At 67.9% G+C, this 18,726-nt stretch carries 13 protein-coding genes; 5 read left to right on the forward strand and 8 right to left on the reverse strand.

Features of this window, described 5'->3' with window-relative positions; all coding sequences use genetic code 11:
* The coding region (locus tag AC1DBQ_RS09800) for a DUF222 domain-containing protein (RefSeq protein ID WP_476928316.1) at positions 1-893 on the reverse strand (893 nt) is incomplete at its 3' end.
* 164 nt (positions 894-1,057) lie between these two features.
* On the opposite strand from AC1DBQ_RS09800, the gene AC1DBQ_RS09805 reads away from it, so the two are divergent.
* On the forward strand, positions 1,058-1,576 hold the full coding sequence (locus AC1DBQ_RS09805) for a DinB family protein (protein WP_476928317.1): 519 nt from the start codon (positions 1,058-1,060) through the stop codon (positions 1,574-1,576).
* A gap of 89 nt (positions 1,577-1,665) precedes the next feature.
* Here the strand turns inward: AC1DBQ_RS09805 and AC1DBQ_RS09810 are convergent, their stop codons facing one another.
* The 4 genes from AC1DBQ_RS09810 to AC1DBQ_RS09825 form a co-directional block, all read right to left on the reverse strand.
* Entirely contained in the window at positions 1,666-2,688 is a 1,023-nt protein-coding gene (locus AC1DBQ_RS09810; RefSeq protein ID WP_476928318.1) for a GNAT family N-acetyltransferase, read from the reverse strand.
* A 21-nt stretch (positions 2,689-2,709) separates the two neighbouring features.
* The gene (gene cydD / locus AC1DBQ_RS09815) at positions 2,710-6,534 is read right to left on the reverse strand and encodes a thiol reductant ABC exporter subunit CydD (RefSeq protein WP_476928319.1); all 3,825 of its coding nucleotides are present in this window, start codon (positions 6,532-6,534) and stop codon (positions 2,710-2,712) included.
* A 7-nt stretch (positions 6,535-6,541) separates the two neighbouring features.
* On the reverse strand, positions 6,542-7,591 hold the full coding sequence (gene cydB / locus AC1DBQ_RS09820) for a cytochrome d ubiquinol oxidase subunit II (RefSeq protein WP_476928320.1): 1,050 nt from the start codon (positions 7,589-7,591) through the stop codon (positions 6,542-6,544).
* A gap of 63 nt (positions 7,592-7,654) precedes the next feature.
* Positions 7,655-9,256, reverse strand: a complete 1,602-nt coding sequence (locus tag AC1DBQ_RS09825) for a cytochrome ubiquinol oxidase subunit I (protein WP_476928321.1) — start codon at positions 9,254-9,256, stop codon at positions 7,655-7,657.
* 445 nt (positions 9,257-9,701) lie between these two features.
* Here AC1DBQ_RS09825 and AC1DBQ_RS09830 point away from each other — a divergent pair, with 445 nt between their 5' ends.
* The 3 genes from AC1DBQ_RS09830 to rox all read left to right on the forward strand — a co-directional run bounded on the left by AC1DBQ_RS09830 (position 9,702) and on the right by rox (position 12,831).
* On the forward strand, positions 9,702-10,088 hold the full coding sequence (locus AC1DBQ_RS09830) for a BlaI/MecI/CopY family transcriptional regulator (protein ID WP_441426499.1): 387 nt from the start codon (positions 9,702-9,704) through the stop codon (positions 10,086-10,088).
* 6 nt (positions 10,089-10,094) lie between these two features.
* Positions 10,095-11,084: a M56 family metallopeptidase gene (locus AC1DBQ_RS09835; protein WP_476928322.1), complete on the forward strand. Its 990-nt coding sequence runs from the start codon at positions 10,095-10,097 to the stop codon at positions 11,082-11,084.
* A gap of 286 nt (positions 11,085-11,370) precedes the next feature.
* The gene (gene rox / locus AC1DBQ_RS09840) at positions 11,371-12,831 is read left to right on the forward strand and encodes a rifampin monooxygenase (RefSeq protein ID WP_476928323.1); all 1,461 of its coding nucleotides are present in this window, start codon (positions 11,371-11,373) and stop codon (positions 12,829-12,831) included.
* A gap of 44 nt (positions 12,832-12,875) precedes the next feature.
* Here rox and AC1DBQ_RS09845 read toward each other — a convergent pair whose 3' ends face one another.
* The gene (locus tag AC1DBQ_RS09845) at positions 12,876-14,984 is read right to left on the reverse strand and encodes a DNA gyrase/topoisomerase IV subunit B (RefSeq protein WP_476928324.1); all 2,109 of its coding nucleotides are present in this window, start codon (positions 14,982-14,984) and stop codon (positions 12,876-12,878) included.
* Between the two features lie 252 nt (positions 14,985-15,236).
* Between AC1DBQ_RS09845 and AC1DBQ_RS09850 the strand changes: the two genes are divergently transcribed.
* Complete coding sequence (locus AC1DBQ_RS09850; RefSeq protein ID WP_476928325.1) at positions 15,237-15,458, forward strand: DUF7455 domain-containing protein; 222 nt, start codon at positions 15,237-15,239, stop codon at positions 15,456-15,458.
* A 258-nt stretch (positions 15,459-15,716) separates the two neighbouring features.
* On the opposite strand, the gene AC1DBQ_RS09855 is transcribed toward AC1DBQ_RS09850, so the two are convergent.
* Positions 15,717-17,054: an RNA polymerase sigma factor gene (locus AC1DBQ_RS09855; RefSeq protein WP_476928326.1), complete on the reverse strand. Its 1,338-nt coding sequence runs from the start codon at positions 17,052-17,054 to the stop codon at positions 15,717-15,719.
* A gap of 265 nt (positions 17,055-17,319) precedes the next feature.
* Complete coding sequence (locus AC1DBQ_RS09860; protein ID WP_476928327.1) at positions 17,320-18,699, reverse strand: DUF4192 family protein; 1,380 nt, start codon at positions 18,697-18,699, stop codon at positions 17,320-17,322.
* Positions 18,700-18,726: the final 27 nt, after the last annotated feature.

Consider the following 18,726-nt stretch of genomic DNA (forward strand, 5'->3'; position numbering starts at 1 on the left):
CGCAACAGCTCCTCGGAGGGCTCGGCACCGTCCTGATCCAGCGCATCGGCCCAGCCCCGGGCGACCCGGGCCAGGAAGTCCGCATCGTTTTCCGCGGCCGTGCGCGTCAGGGCGTGCTCCATCCGCGCCAGCGCCCCGGCGTCACAGACATGCCGGACCTTCGCCAGCGCCGCCGTGATGATCGTCGCGGCCCGGGATGCGACCTCCCCGGCCGCGACCGCYGCACCMAGCTCCGCRTGCACSGCCGGGACGGGCTGGCCGGTGAGTCCCCGGCGGGGCAGCACACCCCCGGCCAGCGACAACCGGCGCTTAGCCTCCGGCGCACCGATCCGCAACCGCGCCCGCAGGAACTCCGCCGTGTTCCGATACCCGTCATCCACCACCGCCGCATCCGACGGCACACCCTCCCCGGTCAGCGCGTCGGGCGAAGCCGCAGAACCGGGCGCTGTCACGCCCGTKAGCGCGTCGGGCGAAGCCGCGGAACCGGACACGCCGTCGATTCGGCCGTCGGCCGCAGCACCGCTCACCCCGCCGGATGGTGCGCCACTGACGGTCGCGGTTCCGGGGGCCTCGTCTCGCCAGCCCGTCGTCCACGACGTGCCGGCCCCCGCCGCCGTCCTCGCCGCCGCGGAGGCCTGCGTCCGGGTCCGGTCCACCGCGGCGGCCGCCACCAGCTGCAAAAACTCCACCCGGCGCGAGAGCTCCTCCACCCGCCCGGCGAAATCCGCCGCAGCCCGGAAATCCCACAACGCCGCATCCTGAACCGCCGTCGAACCCACAGCCTCCAGCGCGGCCAGGGCAACATCCACACCCGACAGCTGGCCCCGGTCCGTGTTGCGGTCCGTGCCATCCCCGTCGTCCCCGAACGGAATGAAATCCCTGGCGGCTTCCATGAAACCAGTCTCCTCCGGGGGTCCGACAGTTTTAGCGGGGACCCAAATTCCAACCCCGTGAGTGGGTCCCCATTCTTCCGAGCTTTGCCCCGTAGGCTGCAGGGCTTAGGGAAGCCACACGTGCCAGGGATGCCCGACGGCACAAATGCACTTACACTGCTGGAATGCCTATCATCCCGGATACCAAGGACTGGACTTGKGTCCTGTCGCGGCCCTGCCCCGAGTGCGGTTTCGATGCTTCCGTTGCGACCCCGGCCACCGTGCCCGGGATCATCACCACCATGCTCCCGCGGTGGCGCKCCGCCCTCCGCCGGCCGGACGCGGCGGAGCGGCCCGATGAGGCCACCTGGTCCGTTCTCGAGTACGGCTGCCACGTCCGGGACGTCTTCACACTCTTCGATCACCGTTTGGCGCTCATGCTGAGCGAGGACGACGCCCGGTTCGATGACTGGGACCAGGACCGGACAGCCATCGAACAGGACTACGCCAACGCCGATCCAGCCGAGGTCGGTGCCGAGCTGACCGCCGAGGGCGAGCAGATTGCTGCGTCCTTCGCCCGCGTCACGGAGCAGGACTGGGGCCGCAAGGGGACCCGGAGCAACGGCTCAGTATTCACGGTCCTGACCTTTGCGCAGTACTTCCTGCACGACGTCGTCCATCACCTCCACGATGTGGACGGTTAGCCCCACGACGGTTAGCGCGTGGACCGCAGYCCGCTAGCTACCGGCCTCTAGCGCAGTCCCCCGAGCAGACTCACCTAACCCACGGCCGACTACAGATCCTTGTCCMACGCCATGCTGCGGTTGACTGCCGAATAGCCCATTTTGATGTACAGCGCGAGGGCTCCGGTGGGGTTTTCTGAATCGACGTCCAAGGAGGCCACGTCCATTCCGGCCGCGGCAAAGCGGCGCATGGCATCCGCCAGGAGGACCTGCGCGATGCCACGGCCGCGGAACTCCCGCCGCACTCCCAGCAGCTCTGTGTACCCCTCGCGGTAGCCCCGGGCCAAGGCACCCTCGGCGTCGTAGGTGGCCAACTGGTAGCCTGCCACCGTTCCCGTGGAACGCTCAAGCACGACGCCGCTGAGGTCCGGCCGGCCCTGCGGATCGTTCACCACAAAACCCCATCCCTCTTCGTCCCGGGGCTCGCTGCCCCAGTGGTCCCGAAATGCGTCATTGTGCGCCAGCCGCACGGGCTCGTGGAGCGCTGGCCCGAAAGTCACGAGCTCCAGTCCGGGGTCCAAGACAGCATCGGGCAACGCCTCGTTCAGCGGCCGGTGCATCTCGTTGTAGTAGCGKACAATGCTGTAGCCGGAGCCCGCGAACAAAGCCGCCTGGTGTTGATGTTTCTCCTCCATGTAGAGCCGCAGCCTCGGATGCGGCGGCACCGCTCCGGCTTCCGCCACGCCGCTGGCCGCTGCAGCATCCTCCACGAAGCGTTCCCTGGTCCGCTGTTCCATCCAGCCCAACAGCACGCTGCCGATTCCGCTCCCCTGCCACGCAGGATCCACGCAACCGGCCCCTGTCGCCTTGTCCCCATCGGGGTTCTTGGTGATCCGGGCGTACGCGCGGGCAATGCCCTGCGGATCGAACCCTAGGATGGTGTTCGCCGCCACCGGGTTGTTCTTCGACTCCAGGATCTGCTCCAGATCGGCGCGGCGCTCGAACCAGACGGGCTGCTCCACGGCGGCGGTCCGGGCGATCAGTCCAGCCCACTCATCRAGGTCCTGGTGTTCTGCCGGCCGCCAAACCAGCCGGGAATCGAGCACGGGCAGAGTATCGCCTTGTCGGTTCATGGCAACAGGCTAACGGGCGCCCTACCCCCGCGCCAGCACCGCCGCCGCGGCCGGATGCCCGCCAAGGGCCGCCGCGGCGTCGAGGTCCATACGGATATCAGCGACGTCGATATCGTCCGGGTTGTGCGTTACGAGGACCACCGTGCGGTCTTTCAGGCCGTCCCGCAACTCGGCCAGCATGAGCCGTCCGGCCTCCGCGTCGAGGTGCGCCGTCGGTTCATCGAGCAGGATGACATCGGCCCCGGTCATGAGCGTCCGTGCAACGGCCAGGCGCTGGCGCTCCCCGCCGCTGAGGAACGCCCCGCCCGGTCCGATCCGGGTGTCCAGGCCGTCCTCAAGCCGGGCCAGCACCGGGCCGAGCCCCACGGCGTCGAGCGCAGCCCGCATCTGCTCGTAACTTCCGGCTGGCGCTCCGCCGCGGGCGGCCGCGGCGCCTTCTTTGGGCGCGGCGGCTTCCCCGCCCCGCGCGGCATCTCGGGTCCGCGCGGCATCTCCAGAAGTGTTGCTGCGGCCGGACTCTGTCTCCACACCCGCCCCTGGCCGCKCCAACAGAAGGTTGCCCCGGATGGTGGAGTCGAACAGATGCGCCTCCTGCGGGMACCAGGCCGCGCGGCCGGTCAAAAACAGGTGGCCACTGGTTGCCGGGAGGAAACCCAGGGTCACAGCGAGCAGCGTGGACTTGCCGGATCCGGATGCGCCAGTGACGGCAAGCCAGCGTCCCGGGCCGGCCGCGGCCGTGAGCCCGGTAAAGACGTTGCCGCCGCCAGGCCACCMGGCGGCGAGGTCAACCAGCTCGATCCCGGGCTCCCCGTCGGGCCGTGCCGCCCTAGGAACCAGCCCGCCGTCGGCGGCTTCGCCGCCTTCCGGTCCGCTGTCAGCCCCCGCGTCCAGGACTCCTGCCTCGCTGATGCGCCGCAACACGGCGCGCAGCGCCGGGAACTGCCGCACGCCCGTTGTGATGGCCGCGTAGGGGTCCACCAAGGCGAGTTGCACGAGCACGACGACGGCGACCGTCGCCGGTTCGACCGCGCCGCTAAGAGCCAGCGGGGCGGCCAGTACGGCGCTGGCCAGCGCTGCGCCGGCACAGGCCAGGACGGTCAGCGACTGGCCGAGGCCTTCCGCCCAGGCCGACCGCTGCGATGCTCCGGTCGCGGACCGGTCGGCCCTGCTGATCGCACCCAGCACGGGAGCGGTCACTCCGTTGGCGTGGAGTTCTGCGCGGGCGTCCAAGGCGGCGGCGACGTCTCGGAGCACGCCAGAGCGGAGCTGCTGTTCGGTGCCGGCGGACATKCGGTCGGCCGMCAGCGCCAGGGCAGGGGCCACGATGATGCTCAGCAGCGCCGCTGCGGCCACGGCCGGAAGCGCCGCCGGGAGCAGAAAGCCGATGCCGACCACTGCGGTCACGGCGACGGCGACAGCGGTGACAGGMGGCAGGACGACGCGGGGAAGGAGATCACGGAGGGTATCGACGTCGTCCACCACCGTGCCCAGGACGTTGCCGCCCTGCAGGAGCCGGCGCAGGGACAGGGCGCGGCGGCTCAGCGATTCCCAAAGCCGGCCCCGGAGCCGGGTCAGGGCGGCGAAGACGGCATCGTGCAGGAGCAGACGTTCGGCGTACCGCAGGCCAGCCCGGCCGACGCCGAAGAACCGCACGCCGACGATCGCCGTCAGCAGGTACAGAATGGGCGGCTGCTCGCTGGCACGGATGATCAGCCAGCCGGACAGGCCGGCGAGTGCGACGGCGAAGAGGGCCGCCAGCGTGCCCACGGCTCCGGCGGCGGCAAAGCGGCCCGCCACCGGTGCCAGCAGCCGGCGCAGCCGGGCCGCGACCGAGCCGGGGTGTGGAGCCGACGGGGCTGCCCGCGTCCCGGGCGCCGCTCCGGTCCGCGCCGGGTCCGGTTCAGTGACGGGGGCCCCTCCGACGCAAGTTGCTGCGGCCTGCACGGTCCTCCGGTCCGGCACAGTCGCCGCAGTCGACGCCGATACCGCAACAGACGCTGCCGCCGCAGCAGCGACGGTCGACGGCGGCACGATTGCTGCAGCGTGCACGTCCGTCTCTCCCCCCGCGGATGCCGTCGGCGCCACGCGATCCGTATGCTCAATGCCGCGGTGCCCTCCGCCGTGTGGAGCCACCGCGACGAGCCTGTCGGCCAGCTCCCGGGTCTGCCGGTCGTGCGCGACGAGCAGCACGGTGACCCGTCCCCGGAGTCCGGCGAGGGCGCCGGTAACCACTGTCGCGGAACTCCGGTCCAGGTGGGCAGTCGGCTCGTCCAGGAGTAGTACGGTGGCGCCGGCTTCGATCCGCGCCAGCCCGCGCGCCAGCGCCACCCGCCGCAGCTCCCCCGGGCTCAACTCGGCCGGGTGTTTGGCCGCCAGATGCTCCGCGGCCACGGCGGCAAGGCACCGCAGTGCCGCCGCATCGCCCTCCGAACCAGCCGGAGGATTGGCAGAAGTACCCGCAACAGTCGTCACGGGAGTGCCGGCCGCGGCGGCGTCGGGTCCGGCGTCGGGTCCGTAGACGGGAATGCCGAGGTACAGGCGGACCTCGTCCAGTACGGTGGGTGCCACCATGACAGGGTGCTGTGGCACCCAGGCGACCTCCGCCGTCGTAAATCCTCCGATGCGCCCCGACACGACGGTGCTGGCGCCCGTCCCGACAGTACCCGCGAGGACACCGAGCACCGTACTCTTTCCGGCACCGCTGGGGCCGTCAAGGGCCGTGATACGGCCGGCCTCTGCGGTGAAGCTCAGCGGCCCGACGGCGGCTTCCGTGCGACCGCCAAAACGGACCGTCAGCCCGTCCACGGTGACGGCAGGCGGCCCTCCGGCCGGAAGGCCAGCCGCGGTCAGGTCAGCGGGCTGTCGCTCAGATCCTGCGGCGGCTCCGGCGGCCGGAGTCGGCATCAGCGGCKAGGCTCCCGGATCCGCGAGGACCGCGGTGGTTTCGGCGAGCGCGGCCCGGCCTTCGTCGCTCGCGTGGTGTGCGGTGCCGAGTTCCCGGAGCGGCAGGTAGCAGTCGGGGGCCAGGATGAGCGCCAGCAGTCCGGCCTCAAGCGCCATGTCGCCGTGCACCAGCCGGACGCCAATAAACACKGCAACCACTGCCACGGAAATCGTCGCGATGAGCTCCAAGGCCAGGGCGGAGAGGAAAGCCGTACGCAAAGTCCCCATGGTCCGGGAACGATATTCCTCGGACATATCCTCGAGTGCCTTGCGCTGGGCCGTGGCCCGGCCCAGCCCCACCAGGACGGGCAGGCCCTTGGCGAGTTCGAGCATGTGGCCGGAGAGCCGGGCCAGGGCCGACTGGGCTTCCCGGACCCGGTCCTCGGTATACCGCCCGATCAGCACCATGAACAGGGGCACCAGCGGCACTGTCAACACGATCACCACGGCGCTGATCCAATCGGCGAACAGGATGCGCGCCCCCAGCAGCAKCGGGATGGCCGCGCAGTTCACCAGCGCGGGCAGAAACTGGGTGTAGTAGTTGTCCAGGGCATCCAGCCCCCGGGCGGCGAGGACGGCGAGGCCGCCGTCGGCCGGGCCGGCCGACCGTGTTCCGCTCCTCAGCGCCCGCTCCAGAAGTTGCGAGCGAAGCTCCTCCTTCACCCCCAGCGCCGCCCGGCGCGAGGCCACCGACTGAGCCCACACGGTCAGTGAGCGCAGCACGGCCCCGGCCACCCCGAGGACGAGCTGGTCGGCCCAGGCAGGATCATGCGCCGCGAGACCGGCGAGCATCGATGCGACAGCCTGCGCCATCAGCACGAGCGACAGGGCCTTCAGTGCGGCCAGCAGGCCCAGCAGGTAGAGCGCGGAACGGGTTGCGGGGCCGGCGGGGAACGGTCTCATCAGGCAGTTAGTCCTTCGGTGCGAGCGCTTTGGCGGCAATCGCGGGCAGGAAGCTGTGGGCCTMGGGGATGTGTGCGGCGCTTACCCGGCGCCGGAACACCCAGTACGTCCACGCCTGGTACGCGAGGACGAGTGGCAGCCCGATGCAGGCCACGATGCTCATCAGGCCCAGGGTGTAGTCCGAGGACGAGGCGTTGGTGACTGTCAGGTTGAATGCGGGATCCAGGGTGGACGGCATCACCACGGGGAACGCGGCACCGAAGATGGATGCGCTGCCGAGCAGGAGGAACGCCCCCAGTGACATGAAGGCACGGCCCTCGGCACCTTTGCGGGCGAAGTTCCAGGCGAGTACTGCTGCCACGACGGCTGCGACGACGGCGGCCATKGTCCAGGCCTCGCCACTGAGCAGCTGCAGGCTCACGGCCCAGCCGGCGATGGGCAGGAGCAGTACGGGCAGGAGCCGGACGAACCACGCCCGCGCCCGGTGACGGACCTCGCCGTCGGTCTTCAGCGCCAAGAACCCGAGTCCGTGCAGGAGGGAGAACCCGACGACGGCGAGACCGCCAAGCACGGCGTAACCGCTGAACCAGGCGAACGGTCCGCCCACGCGGTCGCCGTTGGCGTCAATCGGCAGTCCCGTGGTGGTCAKCGCCAGCGMGGCGCCGACGCCGAAGGCCGCGACGAAGGAACCGGCCGAGATGGCCCAGTCCCAGCGGGCGCGCCACTTCGGGTTGTCCACCTTGCMGCGGTATTCGAAGGCKACCGCACGGAAGATGAGCGCCACGAGGACCAGCAGGAGCGGCAGGTACAGCGCGGAGAACAGCGAGGCGTACCACAGCKGGAAGGCCGCGAAGGTGGCACCCCCGGCGGTCAGGAGCCAGACCTCGTTGCCGTCCCAGACCGGGCCGATCGTGTTGATCAGGACGCGGCGCTCAGTGTTGTTCCGGGCGAAACCCTTCATCAGCATGCCGACGCCGAGGTCGAAGCCCTCGAGAAAGAGATAGCCCGTCCACAGCACCGCGATGGCAATGAACCAGATGGTGGGTAGCAGTTCCATGCTGAGAATCCTCTGCGCTTCTTCGTGTGGGGTTGCTGAATAGGTGGGTTGCTGAGCGGGCGCTTAGTAGGCGAACGCCAGGACGTCGTCGCCCTCGGGTGTGCCCGGGGTGCCGCCCGGGGGCGTGCCGCCCTCCGACTCGTCCGCCGTGGCGTGTGCGAGTTCCGGCATGGCCGCGGCCACTCCGCCGCGGATGTATTTGACCAGGAGCTTGACCTCGACCACCAGCAGCACGGCATAGATGGTGGTCAGCACGACGAGGGAGGTCAGGATCTCGCCGGCGGACACGCCCGGTGAGACGGCCGCGGCAGTGAACATKAAGACCTGATCGATGCCGCTGGGGTCAGGGTTCGGGGCGACGACGAACGGCTGGCGGCCCATCTCGGTGAAGATCCAGCCCGCGGCATTGGCGCMGAACGGTGCGAGGATKCCGAACACCGCCAGGCGCATGAGGCCCCGGGAGGCCGGCACCGTTCCCTTACGGGTAGCCCAGAGGGCCACGAGTGCCGCGAGGGCGGCGATGCCGCCGAAGCCGATCATCATGCGGAAGCCCCAGTAGGTGACTTCCATGACCGGCACGTACTGGATGGGCTGGCCCGCGCGGTCCCCGTAGATGGGGTTGTCCGGCACGGTGGTGCCGTATTTGGCCTTGTACTCGTCCAGCAGGCTGTTGACGCCCTTGACCTCGGTGGTGAAGTCGCCCTTGGCCAGGAAGGACAGGATGCCGGGAACMTCGATCACGGCGACGATGTCGTTGCAGTTCTTGGAACCGAGGTTACCGACGCTGAGGACCGAGAACCCGGTGCCGTCGTGGCAGGCCGCCTCGGCGGCGGCCATCTTCATGGGCTGCTGCTMGAACATGAGCTTGCCCTGCAGGTCCCCGGTTACAGCGGTGCCCGCAAAGGAAATCATGGCGACGACGGCTCCGATGCGCAGGGAGCGGATCCACACGGTGTGGTCGTTGCGGTCCCGTCCGGGGATTCCCGCGGCTTCGCCGGGAATCACTTTGCCGTCGGCCCCGATGGTGTCGATGCCGTCGTGGCGKCGGCGCCACAGGTGGTACCAGGCGATGCCGAGGAGGAAGGCGCCGGCGACGGCGAGGGCACCGAAGAGAGTGTGGGGCACGGCAACAAGGGCGGTGTTGTTCGTGAAGACGGCCCAGGCATCGGTCATGACGGGCYGGCCATTGACCATTTGTACGCCGACCGGGTGCTGCATCCAGCTGTTGGCCACGATAATGAAGTACGCCGAGAAGACGGAACCGATCACGGCGATCCAGAGGCAAGCCAGGTGCAGGCCGGGCTTGAGTTGCTTCCAGCCGAAGATCCACAGGCCCAGGAAGGTTGACTCGACGAAGAAGGCCAAGAGCGCTTCCATGGCCAGCGGGGCGCCGAACACGTCACCGACAAAGCGGCTGTACTCGCTCCAGGCCATGCCGAACTGGAATTCCTGCACGATTCCCGTGGCGACGCCCATGATGAAGTTGATCAGGAAAAGCTTGCCCCAGAACTTGGTCATGCGGAGATACTCCGGCTTGCCGGTGCGGTACCAGAGCGTCTGGATCACAGCCACCACCAGGCCAAGGCCGATCGTGAGCGGCACCATCATGAAGTGGTAGACCGTGGTGATTCCGAATTGCCAGCGTGCGATTTCCAAGGCGTCCAAGGCAGTCCCTACTTTAGCTAGGCTCGAGCAACTTCTACATGTCGTAGAAGTGATACTTCTACAGAGTGTAGAACACATCGGCACTTCGTCGTAAACCAGACTCCCACGGGGCGTCATGGCCCGCAATGGGCCGGACAGCCCCCACTCCGGCGGCGGGCCCGGCACCCTCGGTCCGCCGTCGGGGGCCACCCCCGGACTGTGGGGGCCGGCACCGGCGGCCGACATCCGCGGCCGACATCCGAGGCCGCAAGCCGCCGTTGGACCGCCGCCTTCGGCGCTGCCGGGCGCGCCGGCCGACACGCCGGACGGCCGTGTTCTACTTCATGTAGAAAGAATGTGCAAAACACGGTAAATTTATAACAACGTATTCACATACACCGCCCCGGCAGGCACCAGCTTTTCCCCAGCACGACGMCGGTGCGGCAGGCATAGAAGGATGTACGGAATGGCAAGTCTCGGTGAACTGGAACGGGCAGTGATGGACCTGCTCTGGGCAGGTCAAGAAGCTGCGACAGCCAATACCCTGCGGGATCTCCTCGCACAGAGCACCCGCCCCCAGGACGGCACCGCCGGACACGAGGGCAAGGACCTCGCGGTCACCACGGTGCTGACCGTGCTMTCCCGCCTCGAGCGGAAGGGCCTCGTGGAGCGCGAACGCGGCACCCGGCCGCACCGCTACCAGGCCGTTTCCAGCCGCGCGGACCACACCGCGGAACTCATGCACGAGGTCCTCGGCTCAGCCCCGGACCGCGAGGCCGTCCTGGCCCGGTTCATTGGTTCCGTCACGGACAACGAGGCAGAAACCCTGCGCAAGCTGCTGGGCCGCAGCTAGCGCCCGATGTTCTGGACCTCATATTTTCTGGCGGTCCTGGCGATAGCACTGGCCTGGCCTGTGCCTATCCTCCTCTCGCGTGCCCAGTGGCCGGCACGCTCCCCCTTCACGGCGATGCTGCTGTGGCAGGCGATCGCCCTTGCCGGCGGCCTGTCCATGATCGGCGCGATGCTCGTCTACGGGCTTGAGCCTGTCGGGGACAACCTGCTTTCCGGCCTGCGCGCCCTGGCCGGGATGGTCTTCAACAATGCCCCCACCACGGATCTGGGCTTCTGGCACATCTTTGCGCTCTCCGCCGCGGCCCTGCTGACGGCGCACCTCGTTTTCACGCTGCTGCTGACCTACTACAAGATCCAGCGCCAGCGCCGGCGCCACCGGGAACTGCTGGACCTGCTCGCCTCGCCGTCCGCCGACGGGCCGGGAACGGTGGTCCTCAACGTGGACTCCCCCGTGGCCTACTGCCTGCCCGGCGGCGCACGCTCCGTGACTGTGCTCTCCGACGGGCTCATGGCCGCGCTGGAACCCGCTGAGCTCCGTGCGGTCMTGATTCACGAGAACGCGCATTTAAGCCAGCGCCACCATCTCCTGCTGTGGGCCTTCGCCGCGTGGCGCCAGGCCCTGCCGTGGCTCCCCACCACCCGGCTGGCCCAGGATTCGGTCAACTCCCTGATCGAAATGCTGGCCGACGACGTCGCCCTCAAGACCGAGAGCAAAGCCACCCTCATCAAGGCAATCGCGATCGTGGCCAGCGGCTCCCAGACGGCCCCGGCGACGCGCCTGGCATTCGGCGAACCCGGTCTGCCCGACGCCGACCCGAGCCAGCCCGGCGCCACCGGGGGCACCGGCTCGGCAGGAACGACGGCGTCCCGCGTCAGCCGCCTGCTCTCGCCCCAGCCCCCGCTTCCGGAAGCCCTGCGCGCCGCCGTCCTGGCAGCCTGCGTGCTGCTGCTGGCCTTGCCGACGGCTCTGTTATTGGTCCCCGGCCTGCTCGGCTGAGGCTCTGTCATTTTCGGAAGTCGTCTGCACGGAAGGMATCGTGGCACTCATACGGGCGATGAGCAGCTTCCTCGCAACACCGCTCCCGCACATGCGAATGGCAAGGAGAATTAATCTCCTTGCCATTTTCAGGTTATAGCTCGCCAGGGGGCTTGCCGCAAGGCCCCTGCCAAAGAGCAGAATGGTGAGCCGCGGCCAAAATACCTGAGGAAATGGGGACTGCTCCGGGCGATTCCGCGATTCGGGGCCGCAGGCCGGAAGGTGATTTCTTGGATGGGGGTTTCACATGTTCGACGTGATCATTAGCGGCRGCGGGCCGACGGGGATGATGCTGGCCAGCGAGTTGCGGCTGCACKACGTGGACGTGCTCGTGCTGGAGAAGGACGCGGAGCCGAGCGAGACTGTGMGCTCGCTCGGCCTGCACCCGCGCAGCATTGAGATCATGGACCAACGCGGGCTGCTGGACCGGTTCCTCGCCCACGGGCAGCAGTATCCCGGCGGCGTTGGCCGCTTCGCCGGAATCGACAAAACCCCGTCGGTGAATCTGGATACCGCACACGGCTACGTCCTCGGCATCCCCCAGCCCGTCACCGATCGCCTGCTGGCTGAGCGCGCCGCCGAGCTCGGCGCACAGATCCGCCGCGGCCGCGAGGTGACGGGTGTCGAGCAGGACGAGGACGGGGTGAGCGTCGGGCTCGCCGACGGCACACGGCTGTGCTCTCGCTGGCTGGTCGGCTGCGACGGGGGACGCAGCCTGGTGCGCAGGCTGCTCGGCATCGGCTTCCCCGGCGAGCCCGCCAACACGGAGTGGCTCCTCGGCGAKGTCGAGGTGACCGCGCCGCCGGACGAGCTGGCCGAAGTGGCCGACGAGGTGCGCAAGACCCACAAGKGGTTCGGCATCGGCCCCGCCGGAAACGGCCTGTACCGCGCCGTCGTACCCGCGGCGACCGTGGCCGAGGATCGCTCGGTCCCGCCGACCCTGGCGGAGTTCCGGACGCAGCTGCGGGCATACGCGGGCACCGACTTCGGCGTCMACTCACCACGCTMGCTATCCCGTTTCAGCGACGCCACCCGGCTTGCCGAACGATACCGGGTGGACCGGGTACTTCTCGCCGGCGACGCGGCGCACGTCCACCCGCCGCTGGGAGKGCAGGGTTTGAACCTCGGCATCCAGGACGCCTTCAACCTCGGCTGGAAGCTAGCCGCCGAGGTCAACGGGTGGGCACCGGGAGGGCTGCTGGACACCTATTACGCCGAGCGCCACCCGGTCGCCGAGGACGTGCTCACCATCAYCCGCGCCCAGAGCGAGCTGCTCTCCCCCGAGCCGGGCCCGCAGGCCGTACGCCGGCTTCTGACTGCGCTGATGGACTTCGAGGACGTCCGCCGTTTCCTGGCCGAGAAGGTCAYCGCGATCGGGGTCCGCTACGACTTCGGCGAAGGACCTGAGCTTCTCGGCAGACGACTGCGCGACATCCCTCTGTCGCGGGGCCGCCTCTACGAGCTCACCCGCGAAGGCCGCGGGCTCCTGCTGGACCGGACCGGCGAACTCTCCGTGGCGGGATGGCAGGATCGGATCGACCACGTCGTGGACGTCAGCGGCGAACTGGACGCGCCCGCGGTCCTGCTCCGACCGGACGGCCACGTCGCATGGATCGGTGATGACCAAAAAGACCTGCTCCACCACCTGCCGACATGGTTCGGAGCCGCCTCCGCGGACGTCGGAGGCGTTCACGATCGCCATGGCTGACATGGTGATCGACGACGCACGGGGTCTTAGTGTCGCGGGTCCGGTCAGGMGTCGATGCGCTCCCGGTCCAGGCTTGCGGCGCCGGCAATGATGAAGTCCTTGCGCGGTGCCACGTCGGAGCCCATCAGGAGKTCGAAGACTTCTTCGGCCTGTTTGGCGTTCTCGATMCCTACCTTGCGGAGGGTCCGGTGACGCGGGTCCATCGTGGTTTCCGCCAGCTGCTCGGCATCCATCTCGCCCAGGCCCTTGTACCRCTGGATCGGTTCCTTGTAGCGCTTGCCCTCCTTGGCGAGCCTCGCCAGMAGGACGTGGAGCTCGGCCTCGGAGTAGGTGTAGATCATCTCGTTGGCCTTCTGGCCGGCGTTGATGACCTCCACCCGGTGCAGCGGCGGGACGGCGGCAAAGACGCGGCCCTCATCGATCATGGGCCGCATGTAGCGGAAGAAGAGCGTCAGCAGCAGCGTCCGGATATGGGCGCCGTCGACGTCGGCGTCGGTCATGAGGATCACCTTGCCGTACCGGGCCGCACTGATGTCGAACGTCCGGCCCGAGCCTGCACCCACCACCTGGATCAGGGCCGCGCACTCGGCGTTGGAGAGCATGTCCCCGACGGATGCCTTCTGGACGTTGAGGATCTTGCCGCGGATCGGCAGGAGGGCCTGGAAATCTGAGGACCTTGCCAGTTTGGCAGTGCCGAGTGCGGAGTCACCCTCGACGATGAACAGTTCGGACCGMGCGACGTCGTCCGTGCGGCAGTCGGCAAGCTTGGTSGGCATSGAGGAGGTYTCCAGTGCATTCTTSCGGCGCTGGGTTTCCTTATGGACGCGSGCCGAGATMCGSGACTTCATCTCGCTGACAACCTTTTMCAGCAGCAGCGCCGACTGGGCTTTGTCGTTGCGGTTTGAGGAGGTCAGCCGTGCGGTGATCTCCTGTTCCACCACCTTGGCCACGATGGCCCGCACGGCCGACGTGCCCAGGATTTCCTTGGTCTGGCCCTCGAACTGCGGCTCGGCCAGCCGGACGGTCAGGACTGCCGTCAGGCCGGCGAAGATGTCGTCCTTTTCGATMTTGTCGTTGCCTGCTTTGAGTTTGCGGGMATTGGTCTCGATCGCCTTGCGGAAGGTCTTCAGCAGGGCCTGCTCGAAGCCGGACTGGTGGGTGCCGCCCTTCGGCGTGGCGATGATGTTGACGAAGGTGCGGACCGTGCTGTCGTACCMGATCCCCCAGCGCAGGGCGACGTCGACTTCGCAGTCACGTTCCACCTCCGCGAGCTGGCTGTGCCCCCGCTCGTCGAGTACGGGCACTGTCTCCTTGAATTTGCCGGCGCCGTGCAGGCGCCAGATGTCGGTGATGGCCGGATCGGCGGCGAGGAAGTCGACAAACTCGGCGATGCCGCCGTCGTGGTGGAAGACTTCCTCGTGCGGGMCCGCTTCGCCCKGGGTGCCGGCAAGCCTGCGTTCGTCCCGGACMGTGAGCTTCAGCCCGGGGACCAGGAACGAGGTCTGGCGGGCACGCGCTGCGAGGTCCTCGTAGGAGAATTTGGCGTCGGGCGTGAAGATCTGCCGGTCGGCCCAGTAGCGGATCCGCGTTCCCGTCATTCCGCGCTTGGCCTTGCCGACGACGTCGAGCACGGAGCCGTCAACGAACGGTTCGAAGACCGAGGCCGGATCCGGCTTGGTGCCCGGGTCCTTGAAGCGGCCCGGCTCGCCGCGACGGAAGGACATCTTGTAGATCTTGCCGCCACGGTCCACCTCGACGTCGAGGCGTGCCGACAGGGCGTTGACGACGGAGGCGCCCACGCCGTGCAGGCCGCCCGAAGCCGTGTAGGAGCCGCCGCCGAACTTTCCGCCGGCGTGCAGTTTGGTKAAAACGACTTCGACGCCGGTCAGCCCGGTTTTCGGTTCGACGTCCACGGGGATGCCACGGCCGTCGTCGTGGATCTCCACCGAGTTGTCCGCGTGCAGGATGATCTTGATGTCGTGGCCGAAGCCGGCGAGAGCCTCGTCGACGGAGTTGTCGATGATCTCCCAGAGGCAGTGCATGAGTCCGCGGGAATCCGTGGAGCCGATGTACATGCCCGGGCGCTTGCGGACGGCCTCGAGGCCCTCCAGCACGGAAAGGTGCCGGGCGGTGTAATCAGAACTGGGTGCCACGGGTCGTGAACTCCTTACAAGGTGGGGGACGGCCCCTGCAGCGTGCGCAGGCCGGCGGTCACAGTGTTTAACGCTCTTCCTAGGTTAGTCGGAGTCAGGGTCCTCGCCGGTTTGCCACTCCCCGGAGGGACCCTCCGGGACTTCCCCGTTACTGAGACGTGATACGCGGACAGCGAAAGTGGGCCACCCCTGCGATGGTTTGGCCACGAATACTGGTTATATAGATATACCGATCTACTAAGGAGGCCGAACATGACAACAGCAGTTGCGGACCGCACACTGACCGCCGCAGACCGGTGCGATCGTTGCGGAGCACAKGCATATGTCCGGGTTGTTCTCGGAGCCTCCGGYGGTGAGCTTCTTTTCTGCGGCCACCACGCACGCGCCGTAGAGCCGACACTCAAGCCGCTCAGCTCAGACTGGCACGACGAGACAGACCGCCTTCACCAGAAGGCCCCGGTTCCGGTCGACTAGATCCCCGGTTTCCGGCTCGGCGCCTGGCCGGGTCTTCAGCGACCTGAGATTACTGAACTCTGGGACTACTGAACAACTAGTGAACAAGGACCTCTCCGATTCGGAGGGGTCCTTGTTCGTTAACGCGGGGTTAGTGCGAAGGGTCGCCTGATCCCTGAAAACACCAACGCGGGGTCACATCCGGCCCGCCAGACGGCGGGCGGGATGTGACCCCGCGTTGGTGTGGACTGCTCCCAGCCTGCGGCTGGTGTGCGGTGGTTAGTCCAGGTAGTCGCGCAGGACCTGTGAGCGCGACGGGTGCCGCAGCTTGGACATGGTCTTGGATTCGATCTGGCGGATGCGCTCGCGCGTCACGCCGTAGACCTTGCCGATTTCGTCTAAAGTCTTCGGCTGTCCGTCGGTKAGGCCGAAGCGCATTGCGACCACACCGGCTTCGCGCTCTGAMAACGTGTCCAGCACCGAGTGCAACTGTTCCTGCAGCAGAGTGAAGCTCACGGCATCCGCGGGCACCACGGCTTCGGAGTCCTMGATGAGGTCACCGAACTCGGAGTCGCCGTCCTCGCCAAGCGGAGTGTGCAGGGAGATGGGCTCGCGGCCGTACTTCTGGACCTCAACGACCTTTTCCGGGGTCATATCCAGCTCTAGGGCCARCTCCTCCGGCGTGGGTTCGCGGCCGAGGTCCTGSAGCATCTGGCGCTGGACGCGGGCCAGCTTGTTGATGACTTCCACCATGTGCACCGGAATGCGGATGGTGCGGGCCTGGTCGGCCATGGCGCGGGTGATCGCCTGGCGGATCCACCACGTGGCGTAGGTGGAGAACTTGAAGCCCTTCGTGTAGTCGAACTTCTCGACCGCACGGATCAGGCCCAGGTTGCCTTCCTGGATCAGGTCCAGGAACAGCATGCCGCGGCCGGTGTAGCGCTTGGCCAGCGAGACCACGAGGCGGAGGTTGGCCTCCAGCAGGTGGTTCTTGGCACGCTTGCCGTCGTGGATGACGAATTCAAGCTCACGCTTGAGCTTCGGATCCATCGTGCCGTCGTCGGCGGCGATCTTCTCCTCGGCGAAGAGGCCGGCCTMGATCCGCAGGGCCAGGTCCACTTCCTGCTCAGCGTTCAGCAGGGCGACCTTGCCGATCTGCTTCAGGTAGTCCTTGACGGGGTCGGCGGTGGCGCCGGCGGACATGACCTGCTGCACGGGCGCGTCGTCGTCATCGGCATCGGAGTAGACGAAGCCGGAGCCGGTGGCCGCTGCGGCCTTGCCGGCGACCTCTTCGCCTTCTACCTCGTCGCCGAGTTCGGCGGCATCAGGCGTGATGTCGTCGAGGTCCTCTTCGACGTCGACGTCATCGTCGCTATCACTTGCTGATTTGCCGGCGGCCTCGGCCGCGGCTTTGGCGCCGGGCTTGGGCCCGCGCTTCTTGGGCTCAGGCTTGGCGACTCCGGTTACGGTGTCGCCGCCCTCGGCGGAAGCGGCGTCTTTGACAGCCTTGTTGGCTGCACGCGTGGCGGCGCGMTTGGCGTTGGTCGCCGCCTTCTTCTCGTCGGGGGACATTTCGGCCTGGTCGGCGGGTTCCTTCTTCGCGGAAGACGGGGTCACTGAAAACCTTTCTAGCTGCGGTCTGCGGATCGCCATACGGGCAACACCACTATGACCCTGTCAAGTCCGTGTTCAACATCAGATGCAACCACGACMAGCAGAGCCACTAAGTAGAACTGCTGGGGCGGCCGGAATGTTCCCTGTTTCCAAGGTTCATTGCGGGCACTTGATACACGGACMCAACCGGGTCTCGGCAACTATTGTCTCACGGTTTTCTCCGCAGGTGCCTTTCGGGGCGCCGGGTCCACAATATTGCGGCGACTCCTCACGCCGCGTCCGGCGCAAACTTCTGCCACGCTGCCTCCCGTCTGGCCGCCCAGCCGCAAAGGGTGCCGCGCCGGCCAAGTTCTGCCAGCAGTTCGGCCAATCTGTATCCCGGATGGTCCTGCAGAGCCTGCCGATACAGGGCGTCGGCGTAGGAACCCCGGCCGCGGCACCACTCAATCCAGCCCCTTGCCGTCATGGCGGCTGCAGTCGACTCACCGCCACCGAGACTTCCCAGCAGTTGCAGGACCCGCTCAAGCCCGACCATCAGGGCCCAGTCCGGGACCGACGGGGCCAGCCCGAGCAGGACCTCCCCGTAGCCGGGAAGCGTGTCGGCGCCCGGGCCGGCATCCGGGGCTGAGCCAGCGTMGGCGCCAGCGGCCGGCTGCCCGTCGGAAGGCGTCGGTCCTGGAATGGGACTGGGCGTTGGTCCTGGCCCTGCAGAAGAGTTGGTTCCGGTCCGGGTGGCGGATCCGGCTTGCGGGTCGAACATGCCGAAGTCTTCGGCGCCGCGTTCGGCCGCCGGCCGGCCGGCGGCCGCCATCACGAGAACTGCGTCCCGCCAAGACGGGATGCAAAGGCTGGCCCGTAGGTAGCCGGTCAGTTCCGGTGTCAGATCGGGCGACTGGGCGGCCGCCTGCATCACCATCGTCCAGACATCAAGCACCTGGGCGAATTGGGCCCGGTCCCGCCGTCGCGAGGAGAATTGCGCAGCCCAGCCGAACTCGGCCGCACGGACCGCAGGGTCCACGGGCCGCGGCACCGGCTTGGTGTCCTGCGCTCCCGGAGCCTCACCTACGCTGCTGCCGCGGAAAACCATCTCGGCATTGAGTTTGCTGTTCGTGATCTGCTCGATCGGCCGGCCGGGCGGCACACAGCAGTCCGGATCGCTGCAGTAGGCGTTGCGCCAGAACTCCGCGCCAATAACCCACGCGTCCCTCACGGGCATTCCGGCCGCCTCCAGGGCAAGTTCGAGTTCTTTGAGCAGGACCGCCAACGCAGGGCGGCCGTCGTCGCTGTTGGTATCCGTATCAGTGAAGAAGGCCAGCAGCGAACCATCGGCGGCGTCGTCCGCCTGCAAGTAGGACACGACATTTCGCGCAAAGCCGGCCAGCGCGTCGCTCCGGCCTGAGCTGGAACGCCGTCTGGACCCGGCGCCGGCGCGTCCCGGGKCCGCGGTATTGCCCCCTCCTCCGCCGCTGCTGCCGCCGACGACGCCGCCGCCGAGCGCGGGGAGGTCGACCCGCAAGGTGGCTCCGAGTCGTTTGCCTTCCATGGTCATGGCCACGAGGCTGTTCTCGGGCCAGTAACCCAGGGAGTGAGGGATGAAGCCAAGGATGTCTTCAGGGCCGGAAATTCTCAAATGATCGGGAGCTGTCATAAGCCAAGCTTCGCGACGRCCGGATCG

The sequence above is a fragment of the Arthrobacter sp. 10T413_2 genome, from assembly GCF_056394205.1.